Consider the following 17547-nt stretch of genomic DNA (forward strand, 5'->3'; position numbering starts at 1 on the left):
GTCAGGTCCGGCGCGAGCGGCCGGGGCGGCGCGTCATACGGGCCGGTCTGGCTGGCCGGCCTGGGCACCCGCCAGGCGGGCGACCAGGTCGATCGCCTCCTCGTAGCCCGCGATCCCGTGGCCGGCGATCTGCGCGGCGGCGACCTGCTCGACATAGGAGTGGTGGCGGAAGTCCTCGCGCGCGTGGATGTCGCTGATGTGCACCTCGATCACCGGCGCCTCGACGGTCTCGAGGGCATCGCGCAGCGCCACGCTCGTGTGGGTGTAGCCGCCCGCGTTGACGATCAGGCCGACGCAGCTGGTGCGCAGCTCGTGGACCCAGTCGATGAGGACGCCCTCGTGGTTGGACTGGCGGCAGTCGGCGACCAGGCCGTATGCCGCTGCCCGCTCCTCGCAGCGACGCTCGACGTCGGCCAGGGTGTCGCGGCCGTAGACCTCGGGGTTGCGCGCCCCCAGCAGGTTGAGGTTGGGGCCGTTGAGGACCGCGACGACGGGCCTGCCCGCGCTCGTGACCTCCGCCTGCGGTGCGGGGTCTCGCTGAGGTGACGGCCGGGGGTGGGTCTGGTCCATGGGAGAACGCTAACGGCCCGTCGCTCCCCTCGCCGAGGGGAGGACGGGCCGTCTGCGGTCGTAGGCCGTCCCGGTGGCTACCGGTGGGACGGCGCACGCGGTGGCGCCGGGGTGACGAGCGGGGTCAGCGCTTGCCGCCCTTGCTCATGCGGAAGTCCGCGTTGAGCGTGGAGATGACGTCCTGCGGGATCTCCTTGGGGCAGGCCGCCGAGCACTCGCCGATGTTGGTGCAGCCGCCGAAGCCCTCGGCGTCGTGCTGCTTGACCATCGCGGCGACGCGGGACCAGCGCTCCGGCTGGCCCTGCGGCAGCTCGCCGAGGTGCGTGACCTTGGCGCCCATGAAGAGCATGCCCGAGGCGTTGGGGCACGCCGCGACGCAGGCGCCGCACCCGATGCACGCCGCCGCCTCGAACGCCCGGTCGGCCTTGCGCTTCTGGACCGGCACCGAGTGGGCCTCGGGGGCCGACCCGGTGTTGGCGCCGATGAAGCCGCCCGCCTGGATGATCCGGTCGAAGGCCGAGCGGTCGACGACGAGGTCACGGATCACCGGGAAGGCCGTGGCGCGCCACGGCTCGACCGTCAGCTCCGCGCCGTCCGAGAAGGACCGCATGTGCAGCTGGCAGGAGGTGGTGACCTCCGGGCCGTGGGGCTGGCCGTTGATGACCACGCCGCACTGCCCGCAGATGCCCTCGCGGCAGTCGCTGTCGAACGCCACCGGCTCCTCGCCGGAGGAGATCAGGGACTCGTTGAGCACGTCCAGCACCTCGAGGAAGGACATGTCCTCGGAGATGTCGTCGAGCTGGTAGGTCGCGAGGGCGCCCTTGGCGGCGGGGCCCGCCTGGCGCCAGATCTTCAGGGTGATTCTCACTTGTAGCTCCGCTGCTTCAGCTCGATGAACTCGTACACGAGGTCTTCCTTGTGCAGGGTGGGGGCGCCGTTCTCGCCGCCCCACTCCCAAGCGCCGACGTAGGCGAACTCGTCGTCGTGGCGCAGGGCCTCGCCCTCCTCGGTCTGCGACTCCTCGCGGAAGTGCCCGCCGCAGGACTCGCGCCGGTGCAGGGCGTCGATGCACATGAGCTCACCGAGCTCCAGGAAGTCGGCCACGCGGCCGGCCTTCTCGAGCTCCTGGTTGAGCCGGTCGCCCTCGCCGAGGACCCGCACGTCGCGCCAGAACTCGGCGCGCAGGTCGCGGATCATGCCGATGGCCTTCTTGAGGCCCTCCTCGGTGCGGGACATGCCGCAGTACTCCCACATGATCGAGCCCAGGGCGCGGTGGAAGGAGTCCACCGACCGGGTGCCGTTGATCGTGAGGAAGTGCTGGATGCGGTCGCGGACGGAGCGCTCGGCCTCGGCCACCGCGCTGTCGTCGGCGTCGACCTTGGGGAAGGGCCCGGCCGCGAGGTAGTCGCGGATGGTGTTGGGCAGGACGAAGTAGCCGTCCGACAGGCCCTGCATGAGGGCCGAGGCGCCGAGGCGATTGGCGCCGTGGTCGGAGAAGTTGGCCTCGCCGGCCACGAACAGCCCCGGGATGTTGGACTGCAGGTCGTAGTCGACCCACAGGCCACCCATCGTGTAGTGCACGGCCGGGTAGATGCGCATCGGCGTCTCGTAGGGGTTGTCCCCCGTGATCCGCTCGTACATGTCGAACAGGTTGCCGTACTTGGCGGACACGGCGTCCTTGCCCAGGCGGGAGATGGCTTCGGCGAAGTCGAGGTAGACGCCGCGACGCACCTGGCGCTCCTGGCCGTCCGGGCCGATCTCGGCGATGGCCGGGCCGACCCCGCGACCCTCGTCGCACATGTTCTTGGCCTGGCGGGAGGCGATGTCACGCGGCACGAGGTTGCCGAAGGAGGGGTAGATCCGCTCCAGGTAGTAGTCGCGGTCCTCCTCGGCGATCTGGCGCGGGTCCTTGTCGCAGTCCTCGGCGCGCTTGGGCACCCAGATGCGGCCGTCGTTGCGCAGGGACTCGCTCATCAGCGTCAGCTTGGACTGCTTGTCGCCGTGCTGCGGGATGCAGGTCGGGTGGATCTGCGTGTAGCAGGGGTTGGCGAACAGCGCGCCCTTGCGGTGCGCCCGCCAGGTGGCGGTGACGTTGCACCCCATGGCGTTGGTCGACAGGAAGAAGACGTTGCCGTAGCCGCCCGAGGCGAGCACGACGGCGTCGGCCAGGTGGGTCTCGAGCTCGCCGGTGACCATGTCGCGGGCGATGATCCCGCGGGCGCGGCCGTCGACGACGATGAGCTCGACCATCTCGTGCCGGGTGAACTGCCGGACCGAGCCAGCCGCGACCTGGCGCTCCAGGGCCTGGTAGGCGCCGATCAGGAGCTGCTGGCCCGTCTGGCCGCGGGCGTAGAAGGTGCGGGACACCTGCACGCCGCCGAAGGAGCGGTTGTCCAGCAGCCCGCCGTACTCGCGGGCGAAGGGGACACCCTGGGCGACGCACTGGTCGATGATGCTGGCCGAGACCTCGGCGAGGCGGTAGACGTTGGACTCGCGGGAGCGGTAGTCGCCGCCCTTGACCGTGTCGTAGAAGAGGCGGTAGACGGAGTCGCCGTCCTCCTTGTAGTTCTTGGCGGCGTTGATGCCACCCTGCGCGGCGATCGAGTGGGCGCGCCGCGGGCTGTCCTGGTAGCAGAACGCCTTGACGTTGTAGCCGGCCTCGCCGAGCGTGGCCGCGGCCGCGCCGCCGGCCAGGCCGGTGCCGACGATGATCACGTCGAGCTTGCGGCGGTTGGCCGGGTTGACGAGCTTGGTCTCGAACTTGTGGCGGGTCCAGCGCGACTCGATCGGGCCCTTGGGCGCCGCCGTGTCCTGGATCGGCTCGCCCTCGCGGTAGATGCCGTGGATCAGGTTGTCAGTCATGGGTACTCAGGTCCTACTTCCCGATGATGCCGAGGACGATGGCCAGGGGCGGCACGGCGAACCCGACCGCGATCACGAGCGCCAGGGCGATCGAGACGAGGTTGGCGGTGCGGTTGGCCTTCTTGGTGCTGGTGCCGCCCAGCGTCTGGATCGAGCTGTAGATGCCGTGGCGCAGGTGCATCCCCAGCGCCACCATGGCCAGCAGGTAGATCAGCGTCATCCACCAGGTGCTGAACGCGGCGAAGGTCAGCAGGAACGGGCTCTCGTGGCCACCGACCATCAGGTCCGCGTCGGAGTAGCTGCTGTTGACGTTGATCTTGGCGATCGTGAAGTGCAGCAGGTGCCAGACGATGAAGATCGCGAGCGCCAGGCCACCCCAGCGCATGGTGCGCGACGCCAGCGTGGCCCGCACGGTGCGCTTGACGACGTAGCGGTCCTTGCGGGCGGCATGGGCGCGACCGGTCAGCTGGAGCGCGGCCCAGACGTGGGCGACGACGGCCACGAGCAGGGTCAGGCGGAACACCCACAGGAAGCCCGAGTGCGGGAGGATCGGCATGAACATCGTGCGCAGGTGGTGCGCGTACTCGTCGAAGGCCGCCTGGCCCGCGAACAGCTTGAGGTTGCCGTACATGTGAAAGAGGACGAAGAACACGAGGTACAGACCCGAGATCGCCATGATGACCTTCAGGGCGATGCTGCTGCGCCGCGGCGTGTCCTGCCTCGCGGGAAGTGTCGAAGTAGCCACGTGGTGAAACTTACCCCTTCGCCGCAGCACAGGCCCGACCGGGGCGCGCCCTCCGAGGCCACGGATCGGGAACGATCACGGTGCGCGCCGCGTTGGTGTCCGTCTGCTTAGGGTGGCCTTCGTGACCCACGTCACCGACGTGAGGTTCGGGGGGTCTCGGCCCCTGGGACTACCGGTCCGTATGCCGGGCGCGCAGCGCCTCGTCGTAGAGCGCCTTCTTGGCCGCGCCGGTCTGCGCGGCGACCGCGGCGCACGCGTCCTTGAGCCGTTCGCCGGAGGCGACCCGGTCGAGCACCAGCGCCACGGCGTCCTCGGCCCGGACGACCACCGCGGGCGCCCCCTCGACCACCACGGTGACCTCGCCACGCACCTCGCCGCGCGCCCACTCCACCAGCTCCACGAGGGGGCCGCGGACGACCTCTTCGTAGGTCTTGGTCAGCTCCCGGCACACCGCAGCCCGCCGGTCGCCGCCGAAGGCCTCGACCATCGCCGCAAGGGTCGCGTCGAGCCGGTGCGGCGCCTCGAAGAAGATCATGGTGCGGCGCTCGCCGACGAGCTCGGCGAGGTGGCGGGCCCGCTCCCCGGCCTTGCGCGCGAGGAAGCCCTCGAAGCAGAACCGGTCGACCGGAAGCCCGGACACCGCGAGGGCCATCAGCACCGCGCTGGGCCCCGGCACGCAGGTCACCCGGACGTCCGCCTCGACCGCGGCCGCCACCAGGCGATAGCCCGGGTCGGAGACGGACGGCATGCCCGCGTCCGTCACGACGAGCACCCGCTCCCCTGCCTCGAGTCTGGCCAGCAGGTCGGGCGTGCGCGAGGCCTCGTTGTGCTCGTGATAGCTGAGGACGGTGCCGCCCGGCTGGACGCCGAGGGCCTGGCAGAGACGGTGCAGCCGACGGGTGTCCTCGGCGGCGACGACGTCGGCCGCGGTCAGCTCGTCGGCGAGGCGGGGAGCCGCGTCGCGCGGGTCGCCGATCGGGGTGGCGGCGAGGACGAGCACGCCCTCCCCCGGCCTGGCGGCGGGAGGGGAGGCGGCGGGCGGCGTCATACGATCCCCTCCCGGCCCAGGTCCGTCCGGCCCTGCGGCCCCGCGGGCAGCGCACCCAGGTCGACCGGGACGCCGTCGTAGGACCGGGGGTCCTCGAGCGGTTCGAGGTGGATGACGACCTGCAGCTCCGGCATCGCCCGGCGCAGGTGCTGCTCGACGTCCTCGGTGAGGTCGTGGCCGCGCCGCACGGTCCAGTGGCCGGGCACGAGCAGGTGCAGCTCGGCGAACTCGTGGTGACCGGACTTGCGCGTGCGCAGGCCGTGGAAGTCGACCTCGTCGGACGCGAACGGCAGCAGCGCGGCGGCGATCTCGCGGTGCCGCTCCTCCGGGAGGGCGGTGTCCATGAGCCCGCCCACGGACTCGCGCAGCAGCCGCACGCCGGTGAGGACGATGTTGATGCCGACGAGGGAGGCGACGACCGGGTCCAGCCGCTGCCACCCCGTGAGGGCGACGAGCAGGACACCCACGACCACCCCCACCGAGGTCCACACGTCCGTCAGCAGGTGCTGACCGTCCGCGCGCAAGGTGATCGAGTCGTGCCGCCGACCCGCGCGCACCAGCACCACCGCGACCAGACCGTTGATGACCGAGGCCACGACCGAGACGCCCAGGCCGACACCGACGTTGTCGATCGGCTGCGGATGCAGGAAGCGCTCGACCGCGGTCACGAGGATCACCCCCGCCGCCACGAAGATCATCAGGCCCTCCACCGCGGCCGAGAAGTACTCAGCCTTGGCGTGCCCGAAATGGTGGTCGTCGTCGGCCGGGCGCCCCGCCACCGTCAGGGCGACGAGGGCGACCACGGCGGCCACGAGGTTGACGACGGATTCCGCGGCATCGGACAGCAGCCCCACCGAGCCCGTGAGCAGCCAGGCTCCGGCCTTGAGGGTGATGGTCGCGATGGCCGCGGCGATGGAGAGCCAGGCGAACCGGCGGAGGTCGCGCGAGGGGTCGGCAGCGGGCGTCACGCGTCGATCATCGCACCCCGCTGCACCTACGATGAGGCGCGTGACGCCACCGACCGACCTCGCCCTGCGGCTGAGGGAGCGCCTGATCGGCCGGCCGCTCACCGACACGCTACGGGCCTGGCTGCTCATCGGCCTGGTCACCCTGGTCGGCGGCGTGCTGCGCTTCCGGGACGTGGGGCGTCCGCACGAGCTGATCTTCGACGAGACCTACTACGTCAAGGACGGGGTGGGCCTGCTCAAGAGCGGCGTCGAGCTGACGCCCAAGTCCTCGATCACCAGTCACGACGTGCCGTTCACCCACGGCACCACCGACGTCTTCGGCACCGCGGGCAACTTCGTCGTGCACCCACCCATCGGCAAGTGGTGCATCGCGCTCGGCGAGCTGGCCTTCGGCCCCACCAGCTCCCTCGGGTGGAGGTTCACCGTGGCGCTGATGGGCACCCTGTCGATCCTCATGCTCGGGCTGGTCGCCCGCCGGATGCTCCGCTCCACCCTGCTCGGCGTCGTCGCCGCGATCCTGCTGGCCGCCGAGGGCCACCACTTCGTGCACTCGCGGACCTCGCTGCTCGACATGATCCTGATGTTCTGGGTCCTCGCCGCGTTCTGCGCACTCGTGGCGGACCGGGAGCACTCCCGGCGACGGCTCGCCGACCACGCCGCCACGCTGATAGCCCAGGGACGTGACGTCACCTACGGACGCATCGGCCTCGGCATACGGCCCTGGCGGCTGGTGGCCGCCCTCTGCCTCGGTCTCGCCATCGGCACCAAGTGGTCCGGCGGGTTCTACTTCGCGGCGTTCGGGCTGCTCACGGTCGCCTGGGACCTGTCCGCGCGGCGCGCGATCGGCGAGGTCAACTGGGCCCGCAACGCGATCCTCGTCGACGGGGTGACCGCCTTCGTCTCGATGACGACGATCGTCGTCGGCACCTACCTCGCCGGCTGGACCGGGTGGTTCCGCAGCGACAACGGCTACGGCCGGCACTGGGCCGACAGCCACCCCGCCGACCCCCTGTGGAGCTGGGTCCCCGGCGCGCTGCGCTCGCTCCTGCACTACCACCAGGACATGTTCACGTCCGCCCGCTCGATCACCGCGTCGCACCCCTACATGTCCAACCCCTGGTCGTGGCTGCTGCAGGGCCGCCCCACCTCCTTCTACTGGCAGAACCCCAAGCGCGGCGAGCAGGGCTGCGCCGTCGACTCCTGCGCCAAGGCGATCACGTCGGTCGGCACGCCCCTGCTGTGGTGGACGGCCGTCGCAGCGCTGGTCGTGCTGCTCGTGATGTGGCTGCTGCGGCGCGACTGGCGGGCGGGCGCGATCGTCGTGGCGGTGGCGGCGGGCTACCTGCCGTGGTTCATGTACCAGGACCGCACGATCTTCACGTTCTACGCCGTGGTGTTCGTGCCCTACCTCGTGCTCGCCGTCACCTATCTGCTGGGCCTCGTGATCGGGCGGCCGGAGGCCTCGGTGGCGCGCCGACGCGCCGGGCTGACCGTGGCGGGGACCTTCGTCGCGCTGTGCGTGGCGTGCTTCGTGTTCTTCTGGCCGGTCTACACCGCGCAGGTGATCCCGTACGCCGACTGGCAGCTGCGCATGTGGTTCCCCTCCTGGATCTGACCTACCGGGGGTAGGGGCATCGACCGGCCTTCGTCCCCCAGGTCGATGATCCCGCCCCCGGTAGGGGCATCGACCGGCCTTCGTCCGCCAGGTCGATGATCCCGCCCCCGGCGGGTCGGCGATAGGCCGAGCGGCAGCTCGTCGGTCACGATCTGCCACGCCCGGTCGGTCGGCACGTCCACCACGTCATAGTGCTGCGACCCCGCCGCCGTCGCCGCCACCAGCGTCGCGACGCCGACACGCCGCTGCCAGAAGGTCTCCCGCACCGTCCACCCGATGATGCCGTCGGCGTCGAGCGCGACCGTCCGTCGGTGCAGGCTGCCCGCGCGCGTGACCAGCTGCCGCGCCTCGCCGGGACGGCCGAGGACGGCGTGACCGAGGCTGCGCCAGCGGTCCTCGGCGAGCAGCGGGGCGAGCAGCAGAGGTATGGCGAACGGCGCCACCCACCACCACGACCACCCCGCCCGCAGCACCGGCACGAGCGGCGGCACCAGCAGCAGCAGGCCGGACAGCAGCGCCCGGCTCCAGCGGCGGCGCCGGGCAGCCGGGCCGTGACCGGTCAGCGGCGCGCCGAGCCGGTCCTCGCCGAGCAGGCGGGTGGCCAGCGCCTGGACGTGGCGGCGCGGGGCGGGGGGCAGCAGGCCGGAGCCCGAGCTCGAGCCGACCCCCTCGTCAGCGCCCTGTCCACCGATGCCCGTCGTCACGGCCTTGAGGCTGGCGCCGCGGGCCGCCCGGACCGGCAGGCTCTCCCCCATCGCCACGCCCCGCAGCCGGCCGAGGTCCATCGTGGTCGAGCGCACGGTGAGCAGGCCGCGCGCGATGTGCAGCCGGTCCCCTTCTCGGGTCACCGTGTGTCCCCAGTAGGCCAGGACGTAGGCCACCAGCGCGCACACCAGCACGAAGACCACGGCGGCGACAGCCAGGGCCGCCACGATCGCGACGATGCCGTAGCGCTGCGAGGCGTTGGTCAGCTGGGCCACGACCTGGTCGCTGAGCACCTGGCCCGCGAGCTGTCCCGCGAATCCGACGATGGCCAGGGCGATCAGCAGCCCACTGGTCGACAGCGGGGCGTACCGCACCCACCAGGGGTCGAAGCGGGACAGCACCTCGGGCTCGGGCGCGCCGGACGGCCCACCGGTCGTGGTCGTCCCCTGCGCGTCGAAGCCCTCGCCCTCCCCCGCGCCCACCGCCGTGGTGGAGGGGGCATGGGTCTCCTGGATCGACCCGCGGCGCACCAGCAGCTCGGCGCGCAGCGTGGCTGCCTCGCCGGTGGTCAGCCCGTCGAGGACCAGCGGCTTGCCGCCGGCCACCCCCGTGCCGATCCGTGCCGTCGACAGGCCGAGGATGCGGTGCAGCGGGGAGGCCTGCAGGTCCACCGACCGGACCCGGTCGATGGGGACGTTGAGGGTCTCGCGCTTGAGCAGCCCCTTGCGCTGCTGCACCCGCCCGTCGGCGATGCGGTAGCGGGTGGTCGCCCAGGTGACGACCGCGACCAGGAGCACCACGGCGCCGACGCCGAGGTTCCACGACTGGTTGTCGATGCCCACGCGCGCGTTGCCGACGACGAGGGCGGGCAGGATGGCGGGGAACAGCTCCTTGAGGCTGCGCAGCGGGTGGATGAGGAGCATGCGCCCGCTCAGCCGCCGCCAGGGGATCTCCGCCGGGCCGGTCCGCGGCTCGACCTCGCCACCGGTGCCGATGCCGACCCGCTCGGCCTCGGTGCGCTCGGTCGGGTCGCTCACGTCGCGTCCCCCGGCGTCTGGTCGGTGATGCGGGTCAGGTCGGCGACCACCCGCTCGGCGGTCTCCAGGTCGAGCCCCTCCAGCTCGACCGCCCCCGCAGAGGACGCCGTGGTCACCGTCACGGTGGCCAGGCCCAGCATCCGCGCGATCGGGCCACGCTCGAGGTCCACGGTCTGCACCCGCGAGATGGGGGCGACGCGGCGCTCCTGCGTCCACCACCCCGTGCGGGTGAACACGGCGGTCGGGCTGCACTCCCAGCGGTGCACGGCGTAGCGCCAGCGCGGGACGACCACCACGTCGACGAGGGTGATCACCGCCAGCGCGACCAACGCCCACGTCGACCAGGTGCGGCGCTCCTCGTCGAACCACCACCAGGCGCCCACCGCCACCAGGAACGGCAGCGACCCCAGCACGGAGTGGACCAGCCACAGCGTCCTCGCACGTGGGCTCGGCCGGTGGGCGGGTGACTTCAGCGCCGCGGCCAGGTCGGTCGGTTCGTCGATCGTCTCCCCCATGGGGCCACCCTGCCAGACACACCCCTCGTATGTCGGGAGGGCCCCACCGCCTCGTGGGGTGGGGCCCTCCCGGCATACGGCCGGAGCCGGATCGCGAGACGCTCGGTCAGCGCACGTCGTCGTCGACCCAGTCGAAGGTCCGGGTCACCGCCTTCTGCCACAGGCGGTAGGTGCGCTCGCGCTCGTCCTCGTCGACCTGGGGCTCCCACCGGGCGTCCTCGGCCCAGTTGTCGATGACGTCCTGCTCGCCGTCCCAGTAGCCCACGGCGATGCCGGCCGCGTAGGCCGCCCCGAGGGCGGTCGTCTCAGCGACCTTGGGGCGGACGACGGCTACGCCGAGCTGGTCGGCCTGGAACTGCATCAGGGTCTCGTTGGCGGTCATGCCGCCGTCGACCTTGAGCTCGGTGAGCTCGATGTCGGCGTCCTTGGCGTCGGCCGCCATCGCCTCGGCGACCTCGCGGGTCTGGAAGGCCGTGGACTCGATCACGGCGCGTGCGATGTGCCCCTTGTTGACGTAGCGCGTCAGGCCCACGAGGGCGCCGCGGGCGTCGTCCTTCCAGTACGGCGCGAACAGCCCCGAGAACGCCGGGACGAAGTACGCGCCGCCGTTGTCGTCGACGGTGGTGGCGAGCGTCTCGATCTCGGCGGCGTCCTTGATCAGCCCGAGGTTGTCACGGACCCACTGCACGAGCGAGCCGGCCACGGCGATCGACCCCTCGAGGGCGTAGACGGGCTTGTTGTCGCCGATCTTGTAGCAGACCGTCGTGAGCAGGCCGTTGCGGGAGTGGATGACCTCCTCGCCGGTGTTCATGAGCATGAAGCAGCCGGTGCCGTAGGTGTTCTTGGCCATGCCGCGCTCGAAGCACGCCTGCCCGAACGTCGCGGCCTGCTGGTCGCCGAGGATGCCGGCGATGGGCACGCCGACGAGAAAGCCGCCCTTGCGACCCTCGCCGTAGACCTCGGAGGAGCTCTTGATCTCCGGGAGCATGGACATCGGGATCCCCATCGCGGCACAGATGTCGGGGTTCCAGTCGAGGGTGTCGAGGTTCATCAGCATCGTGCGGCTGGCGTTGGTGACGTCGGTGACGTGGACGCCGCCCTGGACTCCGCCCGTCATGTTCCACACGACCCACGAGTCGGTGGTGCCGAGGAGCAGGTCGCCGCGCTCGGCCTTCTCACGAGCGCCGTCGACGTTGTCGAGGATCCACTTGACCTTGGGGCCGGCGAAGTAGGTCGCCAGCGGCAGGCCGCAGCGCTCCTTGAAGCGGTCGTCGTCGCCCTGGGCGAGCTCATCGCAGATCTTGTCGGTGCGGGTGTCCTGCCACACGATGGCGTTGTAGACCGGCTCGCCCGTGGTCTTGTCCCACACGACCGCGGTCTCGCGCTGGTTGGTGATGCCGACCGCGACGATGTTGGAGCTGTTGATGTCCTTGGAGGCGGCGAGGCACTGGGCCACGGCCTGCCGGACGTTGCGCCAGATCTCCTTGGGGTCGTGCTCCACCCACCCGGCCCGGGGGAAGATCTGCTCGTGCTCGAGCTGGCCGGTGCTCACGATCTGGCCCGAGTGGTCGAAGAGGATGGCGCGCGAGCTGGTCGTGCCCTGGTCGATCGCCATGACGTACTTCTGGGTGTTGGGGCTCATGAGTTGTCCTTCACGTCCTTGTGAGTTGGGTTGACTGTATGTCGATCAGCCGACGAACGCCGTGGCGGCGACACCGGCGAGGACGCCGCCGAGCACGGGTCCGAGGATGGGGACCCAGGCATAGGCCCAGTCGCTGCCACCCTTGCCCTTGATCGGGAGCAGGGCGTGGGCGATGCGGGGGCCGAGGTCGCGGGCGGGGTTGATGGCGTAGCCGGTGGGCCCGCCGAGGCTCGCGCCGATGCCGATGACCAGCAGGGTGACGGGCAGCGGACCGAGCTGGGCGGGGTTCTGCCCGAAGGTGACGATGACGAAGACGAGCACGAAGGTCGCGATGACCTCGGTGATCAGGTTGTTGCCATAGCTGCGGATGGCCGGGCCGGTCGAGAAGATCGCGAGCTTGTCGCCGGCGGGGGCCTCCCGGTCGAAGTGGTCGCGATAGGCCAGCCAGGCCAGGACCGCGCCGAGGAAGGCCCCGAGGACCTGCGCGGCGATGTAGACGAGCGCGGTCGTGGCGCCGGCCGGGACGCCGGGGGCGAAGTCCGCGCCGTTGGCCCACAGGCCGAGGGTCACCGCGGGGTTGAGGTGCCCGCCCGACTTGAAGGCGACGTAGACGCCGGCCATGACGCCGATGCCCCACCCGACGTTGATCATCAGGTTGCCGCCGCCCTTGCCCTTGGAGTCGGGCAGCAGGGCGTTGGCGACCACGCCCGCACCGAGCACGATGAGGATCATCGTCCCCAGCAGCTCGTGGGCGAAGACCGTGCCGAGCGGCACGGGCTCGGCCGGTGGCGCGGCGATCGCCGCCTGGGCGAGGGCAGCGGTGAGCAAGATGGGCATGGCTGACTCCTTGGTGAACGTCGTTGTCCTGCAGTCGCCCCGGCCGGGACGGTGATGGCGCCCGGGGGGTGGGTTGTTCTAGCGGTCGAGCGGGTCGGTCAGGCCGACCGGGTCGCTCAGGACGAGGCCGGCAGCGCCTCGCCGGCGACCTGGGCGCGGGCCGCGGAGGCGGCGGCGTCGGTCCGCTCCTGCTCCGCCGCGGCCTCGCCCGCCACGCGGGCGCGGTAGGCCGCCTGCTCCCGCGCGAGGTCGTCGTCATCCCAGCCGAGCAGCGGTGCGGCGATCGAGCCGATCTCGTCGAGAGCGCTGACGCCCCGGTCGCGGGTCTCGTAGTGCAGCCGGATGCGGTGCATGAGGATGTCCTCGAGGTGCAGCGCGCCCTCGTGGGTGACGGCGAACGCCGCCTCCACCCGCAGGTAGGCGGGCGCGGTCGTGAGCGGCTCCCCCAGGGAGGCGTCGGCGTCGACGAGGGCCAGCAGGGCCGGGAGCTCTGCGCCGTAGCGGGACAGCAGGTGCTCTACCTGCTCGGCGCTCCACCCGTAGGCGGCGGCGATGCGCGGAGCCTGGTGGCGGTAGGCGTCGAACCCGGCCGCGCCGACCAGCGGCGTGTGCTCGGTGACGGACGGGTTGGCCTCGGCCGCCTCCTCGCCCAGCGCGACGTCGACGGCGTCCTCGGCCATGACGCGGTAGGTCGTCAGCTTGCCGCCGGCGATCGACCACAGCCCCGGGGCGACCTCGGCCACGGTGTGCTCGCGGGACACCTTGGTGGAGGACCCGCCGCTGCCGCGGTGGGGCTGCAGGAGGGGGCGCAGCCCGGCATACGTGCCGATGATGTCGTCGCGGGTCAGGGGACGGGCCAGCACCGAGTTGGCCTGCTCGAGGACGTAGTCGATGTCCTCGGCGGTGGCCACCGGGTTGCGCAGGTCCTGCTCCCACGGGGTGTCGGTCGTGCCGATGACCCAGTAGCGCTCCCAGGGGATGACGAACAGCACGGACTTCTCGGTGCGCAGGAACAGCCCGGTCTCCCCCTGGATCCGCTCCTTGGGCACGACGATGTGGATCCCCTTGGACGCCAGCACCTTCAGGCCCTGGTCGGAGCCCGTCATCGCCTCGACGTCCTCGGTCCAGACGCCGGCGGCGGCGACCACCCGGTGCGCGCGGATCGTCAGGTCGCGGTCGCCCTCGGCGTCGTGCACCTCGGCCCCCACGACCCGTCCCGTGTCGTCCTTGGCGAAGGAGGTGACTCGCGCGCGGGTGGCCGCGAGCGCGCCATACCCGGTGGCGGTGCGGACCAGGTCGATGACCAGGCGGGCGTCGTCGACGCGGGCGTCGTAGAAGCGGATCGCGCCGGTCAGCGCGTCGTCGCGGATGTCGGGGAAGAGCTCCTGGGCGCCCTGGCGCGTGTAGTGCTTCTGCAGCGGGACGGTCTTGGTGCCCTTGGCCCCGACGAGCGCAAGGGCGTCGTACATCCCCACCCCCACGGCGCTGTAGGACCGCTCGACGACCGGCAGCTTGAGGGGCCACAGGAAGGGCTGGGCCTTGACCAGGTGCGGGGCGAGGGTCGTGAGCAGCAGGCCGCGCTCCTTGAGGGCCTCGGCCACGAGGGCGAAGTTGAGCTGGTAGAGGTAGCGCAGGCCGCCGTGGACCAGCTTGGAGGACCACTGGGAGGTGCCGGAGGCCCAGTCCTCGGCCTCGACGATGCCGACGCGCAGGCCCCGGCTCGCGGCGTCCAGCACGATGCCCGCGCCGGTGACGCCGCCGCCGACGACGAGCAGGTCCAGGGGCTCGCCGGTCGTCATCGCATCGAGGGCGTCGGCGCGGCTCGTCGCGGACAGTGCGGTGGAGGTCATCGGTGTGGCGGCCATGGTCCTCACGACCCTTTCTGTGCCGGTGTCGACCGGCGGCTCGGTGGGTGCACCCCGTGGTGCATCTTGGTCTCTGCATCGAGCATGCGCCGCCCTGCACGTATGCTCAAGCAGTCTGCACGAACGTGCAGGAGGGGGCGAGGCTCGTGAACGATCGTGAAGCCGCTTACCGCGCAGCGCAGCTGTACTACCTGCAGAACCAGACCATGGACATGATCGCGGGTGACCTCGGCGTCTCGAGGTCGACCGTCTCGCGGCTGCTGCGCTGGGCCCGGGACGAGGGGATCGTGCGCATCACGGTCGCGGCGCCCGACGGGCCGACCGACCACACCGCGCGCACCCTCCTCGACGCCTTCGGGGTGCAGGCGCACGTCGTGCCCGTGTCGTCCTCGGCCAGTGATCCCCAGCGGCTGGAGGCCGTGGCCCGGCGCGCCGCCGGCCTGCTGGACTCGTGGATGGGCGACGACATGACCCTCGCGGTCGCGTGGGGCACGACGACATCCGCCATCGCGGGGCATCTCGTGCCGCACCCCACCACCGGGTCGGTGGTCGTGCAGCTCAACGGCGCGGCCAACGCCCGCACCTCCGGGGTCCGCTACACCACCGAGCTGCTCGATCGCTTCGCGAGCGCCTACGACACCGAGCTCTACCACTTCCCCGCCCCGGCGTTCTTCGACTTCGCCGAGACCAAGGAGGCGCTGTGGCGTGAGGGATCCGTGCGCCGGATCCTCGAGCTGCGGCGCACCTGCGACATCGCGGTGTTCAGCGTCGGGGCCTTCCGCGGGCGGCTGCTCAGCCAGGTCTACTCCACCGGCTACCTGCGCCCCGAGGAGGTGCGCGAGCTCGCCGACCAGCACGTCGTCGGCGACGTCGCCACGCACTTCCTGCGGGTGGACGGGTCGTATGCCGGGATCGCGCTCAACCGCCGGGCCTCCGGGCCCTCCCCCGCAGAGCTGCGGCGTGTGAAGCGCAGGCTGTGCGCGGTGGCGGGTGACAGCAAGATCCAGGGGACGCTGGGGGCGCTGCGCGCGGGCGTGGTGTCGGACCTGGTGATCGACGAACGCACGGCAGGTGGCCTGATCGCCCTGCTGTCCTCGTGAGGGCCCGGTGGTGCGGTGGCCCAGGGACGCCGTCGGCCAGCTCAAGGTTCCAACCCCGACCTTGTCGAGTGTGTCGCTGTGCGATGTTCATATCGCATAGCGACACACTCGTCACAATGGGGTCACGTTGGTAGCTGCCTGCAGTGCGGCGGCAAGGTAGCCCGCGGAAGCACCGACGCCCTTGTCCGCGACGTAGGCGGGCGTACCCGCTGCAACCACGGTCCCGCCGGCGTCGCCCGCGCCGGGTCCAAGATCGATCACGTGATCGGCCACCGCGACAACGCGCATGTCCAGCTCCGCGGCGACGACCGTGTTGCCCGCATCGACCAGCGTCTGCAGATGCGCGACCAGACGATCCGTGTCGGCGCAGTGGAGCCCGGACGTCGGCTCGTCCAATACGTACAGCGTGTCCCCACGCTGCGCACGCTGCAGCTCGGCCGCCAGCTTGACGCGCTGGGCTTCACCCCCCGAGAGTTCCGTTGCCGGTTGACCCAGTCGGAGGTAATCGAGTCCAACGTCCGACAAAGCGGCCAGGGATCGAGTGATCTCCTCATCGCCCACGAAGAACAGGTTCGCCTCCTCGACGCTCATCGACAACACGTCAGCGATCGTGCGCCCCCGCCACGTGACCTCGAGCGTTGACGCCTTGTATCGGGTGCCGTGGCAGTCGGGGCATTCGGTGTACACGGAAGGCAGGAAGAGGAGCTCGACCATCACCGATCCCTCGCCCTCGCAGGTCGGGCAGCGCCCGCCGGCGACATTGAAGGAGAATCGGCCGGGCTTGTACCGGCGGGAACGAGCTTCCGGGGTGTCTGCGAATCGACGACGTACGTGGTCGAACAGCCCGGTGTAGGTGGCGACGTTCGACCGCGGCGTCCGGCCGATGGGCCGCTGGTCGATGACGATCAGCCGGCGTACACCGGTGACGGGCCCGGCGACGCGTCCATCGAGACGTTCCGGCGCATCCGCGAGGAGTGACTCGTCGCTGACCGGCTCGTCATCGGCCGGGACGGCCCGGCCAAGGCGATCGCCAAGCAGCGACGGAAGCGCCTGGCTGACCAGACTCGACTTGCCGGACCCGGACACGCCCGTGACCACGGTGAAGACACCCAATGGGATATCGACTGTGAGGTCGTGCAGGTTGTTCCGCGTCACGTTCTCCAGGGACAGCCAGCTGCGTGCCTCACGGGGTGTGCGAAGAGGGAGACCGCGGCCACCGAAGAGGTACCCGCGTGTCACGGACTCCTCGATATCGGCGAGCCCGTCGGGCGGGCCGCTGTAGAGCACTCGGCCGCCGTGTTCACCGGCGCCCGGCCCGATGTCGACCAACCAGTCCGCGTGCCGCATCACGGCCACGGAGTGCTCGACGATGAACAGGCTGTTACCTTTCCCCTTGAGTCCGTCGAGGATCCCGAGGAGCGCCGTCACGTCCTGCGGATGCAGCCCCGCCGAGGGTTCGTCGAGGACGTAGACCACCCCGAAGAGATCAGAGCTGAGTTGCGTCGCGAGCCGTAGCCGCTGTAGCTCGCCGCCCGACAGCGTCGGCGTCGTCCGGCTCAACGACAGGTAGCCCAGCCCCAGATCGACCAGTGGACGAAGTCGCTGCAGCACCCCTGATGCGAGCTGGACCGCAGCAGCACGCTTCTCTGGCGCTCGGCTCAGGGTGGGTCGTACATCGGGCGCGGCGGCAGGCGAGGAACCGCCAGCAGCGACATGCTCCTGCGATGCGGCTCGTGGAGAGGCAGCGCCGGGAGAAGCGGCTCCGTGCTCCTCCAGGCGGGCAACGACTCCCGAAAGGATCGTGGCAAGTTCCCGAAGCGGCAGTCGGGAGAATTCGGCGATGTCGAATCCTTCGAACGTGACGGACAGCGCCTCGGGCTTCAGCCGCTTGCCATCACAGACCGGGCAGATGATAGAGCCCCGTTGAGTGGTGGGCTTTGAGGTGATGCTCGTTGCCTACCGGTCGCTCTTTTCGAGGGCGACGGTCTCAGTATCGCGGGTTGGGTAGAGCTTGGCCATGGAGCCTTCGGAGAGGTAG

Annotated in this window: 13 protein-coding genes and 1 pseudogene; 2 read left to right on the forward strand and 12 right to left on the reverse strand. The window is 71.0% G+C overall.

Annotated features, from left to right (window positions below; all coding sequences use genetic code 11):
- Window positions 1-33: 33 nt before the first annotated feature.
- From aroQ to GGG17_RS08625, 6 genes are all read right to left on the reverse strand, one after another.
- Complete coding sequence (gene aroQ / locus GGG17_RS08600) at window positions 34-570, reverse strand: type II 3-dehydroquinate dehydratase (protein ID WP_154593301.1); 537 nt, start codon at window positions 568-570, stop codon at window positions 34-36.
- Window positions 571-694: 124 nt separating this feature from the next.
- A complete protein-coding gene (locus GGG17_RS08605; RefSeq protein ID WP_288799218.1) occupies window positions 695-1438 on the reverse strand; it encodes a succinate dehydrogenase/fumarate reductase iron-sulfur subunit in 744 nt (247 codons plus the stop codon).
- Window positions 1435-3432 (reverse strand): fumarate reductase/succinate dehydrogenase flavoprotein subunit, encoded by a 1998-nt coding sequence (locus tag GGG17_RS08610; protein WP_154593302.1) that lies wholly within the window; start codon window positions 3430-3432, stop codon window positions 1435-1437. Before GGG17_RS08610 ends, GGG17_RS08605 begins: the two co-directional genes overlap by 4 nt.
- 13 nt (window positions 3433-3445) lie before the next feature.
- Window positions 3446-4177: a succinate dehydrogenase cytochrome b subunit gene (locus GGG17_RS08615; protein WP_288799219.1), complete on the reverse strand. Its 732-nt coding sequence runs from the start codon at window positions 4175-4177 to the stop codon at window positions 3446-3448.
- Window positions 4178-4346: 169 nt separating this feature from the next.
- Window positions 4347-5225 (reverse strand): 16S rRNA (cytidine(1402)-2'-O)-methyltransferase, encoded by an 879-nt coding sequence (gene rsmI / locus GGG17_RS08620; RefSeq protein ID WP_154593303.1) that lies wholly within the window; start codon window positions 5223-5225, stop codon window positions 4347-4349.
- Window positions 5222-6193: a cation diffusion facilitator family transporter gene (locus GGG17_RS08625; protein WP_311966536.1), complete on the reverse strand. Its 972-nt coding sequence runs from the start codon at window positions 6191-6193 to the stop codon at window positions 5222-5224. The genes rsmI and GGG17_RS08625 overlap by 4 nt, the downstream gene beginning before the upstream one ends.
- A gap of 31 nt (window positions 6194-6224) precedes the next feature.
- Here GGG17_RS08625 and GGG17_RS08630 point away from each other — a divergent pair, with 31 nt between their 5' ends.
- Entirely contained in the window at window positions 6225-7808 is a 1584-nt protein-coding gene (locus GGG17_RS08630; RefSeq protein ID WP_154593305.1) for a dolichyl-phosphate-mannose--protein mannosyltransferase, read from the forward strand.
- On the opposite strand, the gene GGG17_RS08635 is transcribed toward GGG17_RS08630, so the two are convergent.
- The 5 genes from GGG17_RS08635 to GGG17_RS08655 form a co-directional block, all read right to left on the reverse strand.
- A complete protein-coding gene (locus GGG17_RS08635; protein ID WP_154593306.1) occupies window positions 7742-9550 on the reverse strand; it encodes a PH domain-containing protein in 1809 nt (602 codons plus the stop codon). The two genes, GGG17_RS08630 and GGG17_RS08635, sit on opposite strands and share 67 nt — an antisense overlap.
- Window positions 9547-10065 carry a PH domain-containing protein gene (locus GGG17_RS08640; RefSeq protein ID WP_154593307.1) on the reverse strand — a complete coding sequence of 173 codons (519 nt, stop codon included), beginning with the start codon at window positions 10063-10065 and terminating at the stop codon, window positions 9547-9549. The genes GGG17_RS08635 and GGG17_RS08640 overlap by 4 nt, the downstream gene beginning before the upstream one ends.
- A gap of 106 nt (window positions 10066-10171) precedes the next feature.
- Window positions 10172-11707 (reverse strand): glycerol kinase GlpK, encoded by a 1536-nt coding sequence (gene glpK, locus GGG17_RS08645; protein ID WP_154593308.1) that lies wholly within the window; start codon window positions 11705-11707, stop codon window positions 10172-10174.
- A gap of 45 nt (window positions 11708-11752) precedes the next feature.
- A complete protein-coding gene (locus GGG17_RS08650; protein WP_154593309.1) occupies window positions 11753-12544 on the reverse strand; it encodes an MIP/aquaporin family protein in 792 nt (263 codons plus the stop codon).
- Between the two features lie 116 nt (window positions 12545-12660).
- Window positions 12661-14394 (reverse strand): glycerol-3-phosphate dehydrogenase/oxidase, encoded by a 1734-nt coding sequence (locus tag GGG17_RS08655; protein WP_230082820.1) that lies wholly within the window; start codon window positions 14392-14394, stop codon window positions 12661-12663.
- A gap of 161 nt (window positions 14395-14555) precedes the next feature.
- On the opposite strand from GGG17_RS08655, the gene GGG17_RS08660 reads away from it, so the two are divergent.
- The gene (locus GGG17_RS08660) at window positions 14556-15509 is read left to right on the forward strand and encodes a sugar-binding transcriptional regulator (protein WP_311966537.1); all 954 of its coding nucleotides are present in this window, start codon (window positions 14556-14558) and stop codon (window positions 15507-15509) included.
- Window positions 15510-15620: 111 nt separating this feature from the next.
- On the opposite strand, the pseudogene GGG17_RS08665 reads toward GGG17_RS08660, so the two are convergent.
- Window positions 15621-17420 (reverse strand): annotated as a pseudogene (locus GGG17_RS08665) (excinuclease ABC subunit UvrA); the annotation flags it as partial.
- Window positions 17421-17547: the final 127 nt, after the last annotated feature.

This window comes from Arsenicicoccus cauae, from assembly GCF_009707125.1.
Classification (GTDB): Bacteria; Actinomycetota; Actinomycetes; order Actinomycetales; family Dermatophilaceae; genus Arsenicicoccus; species Arsenicicoccus cauae.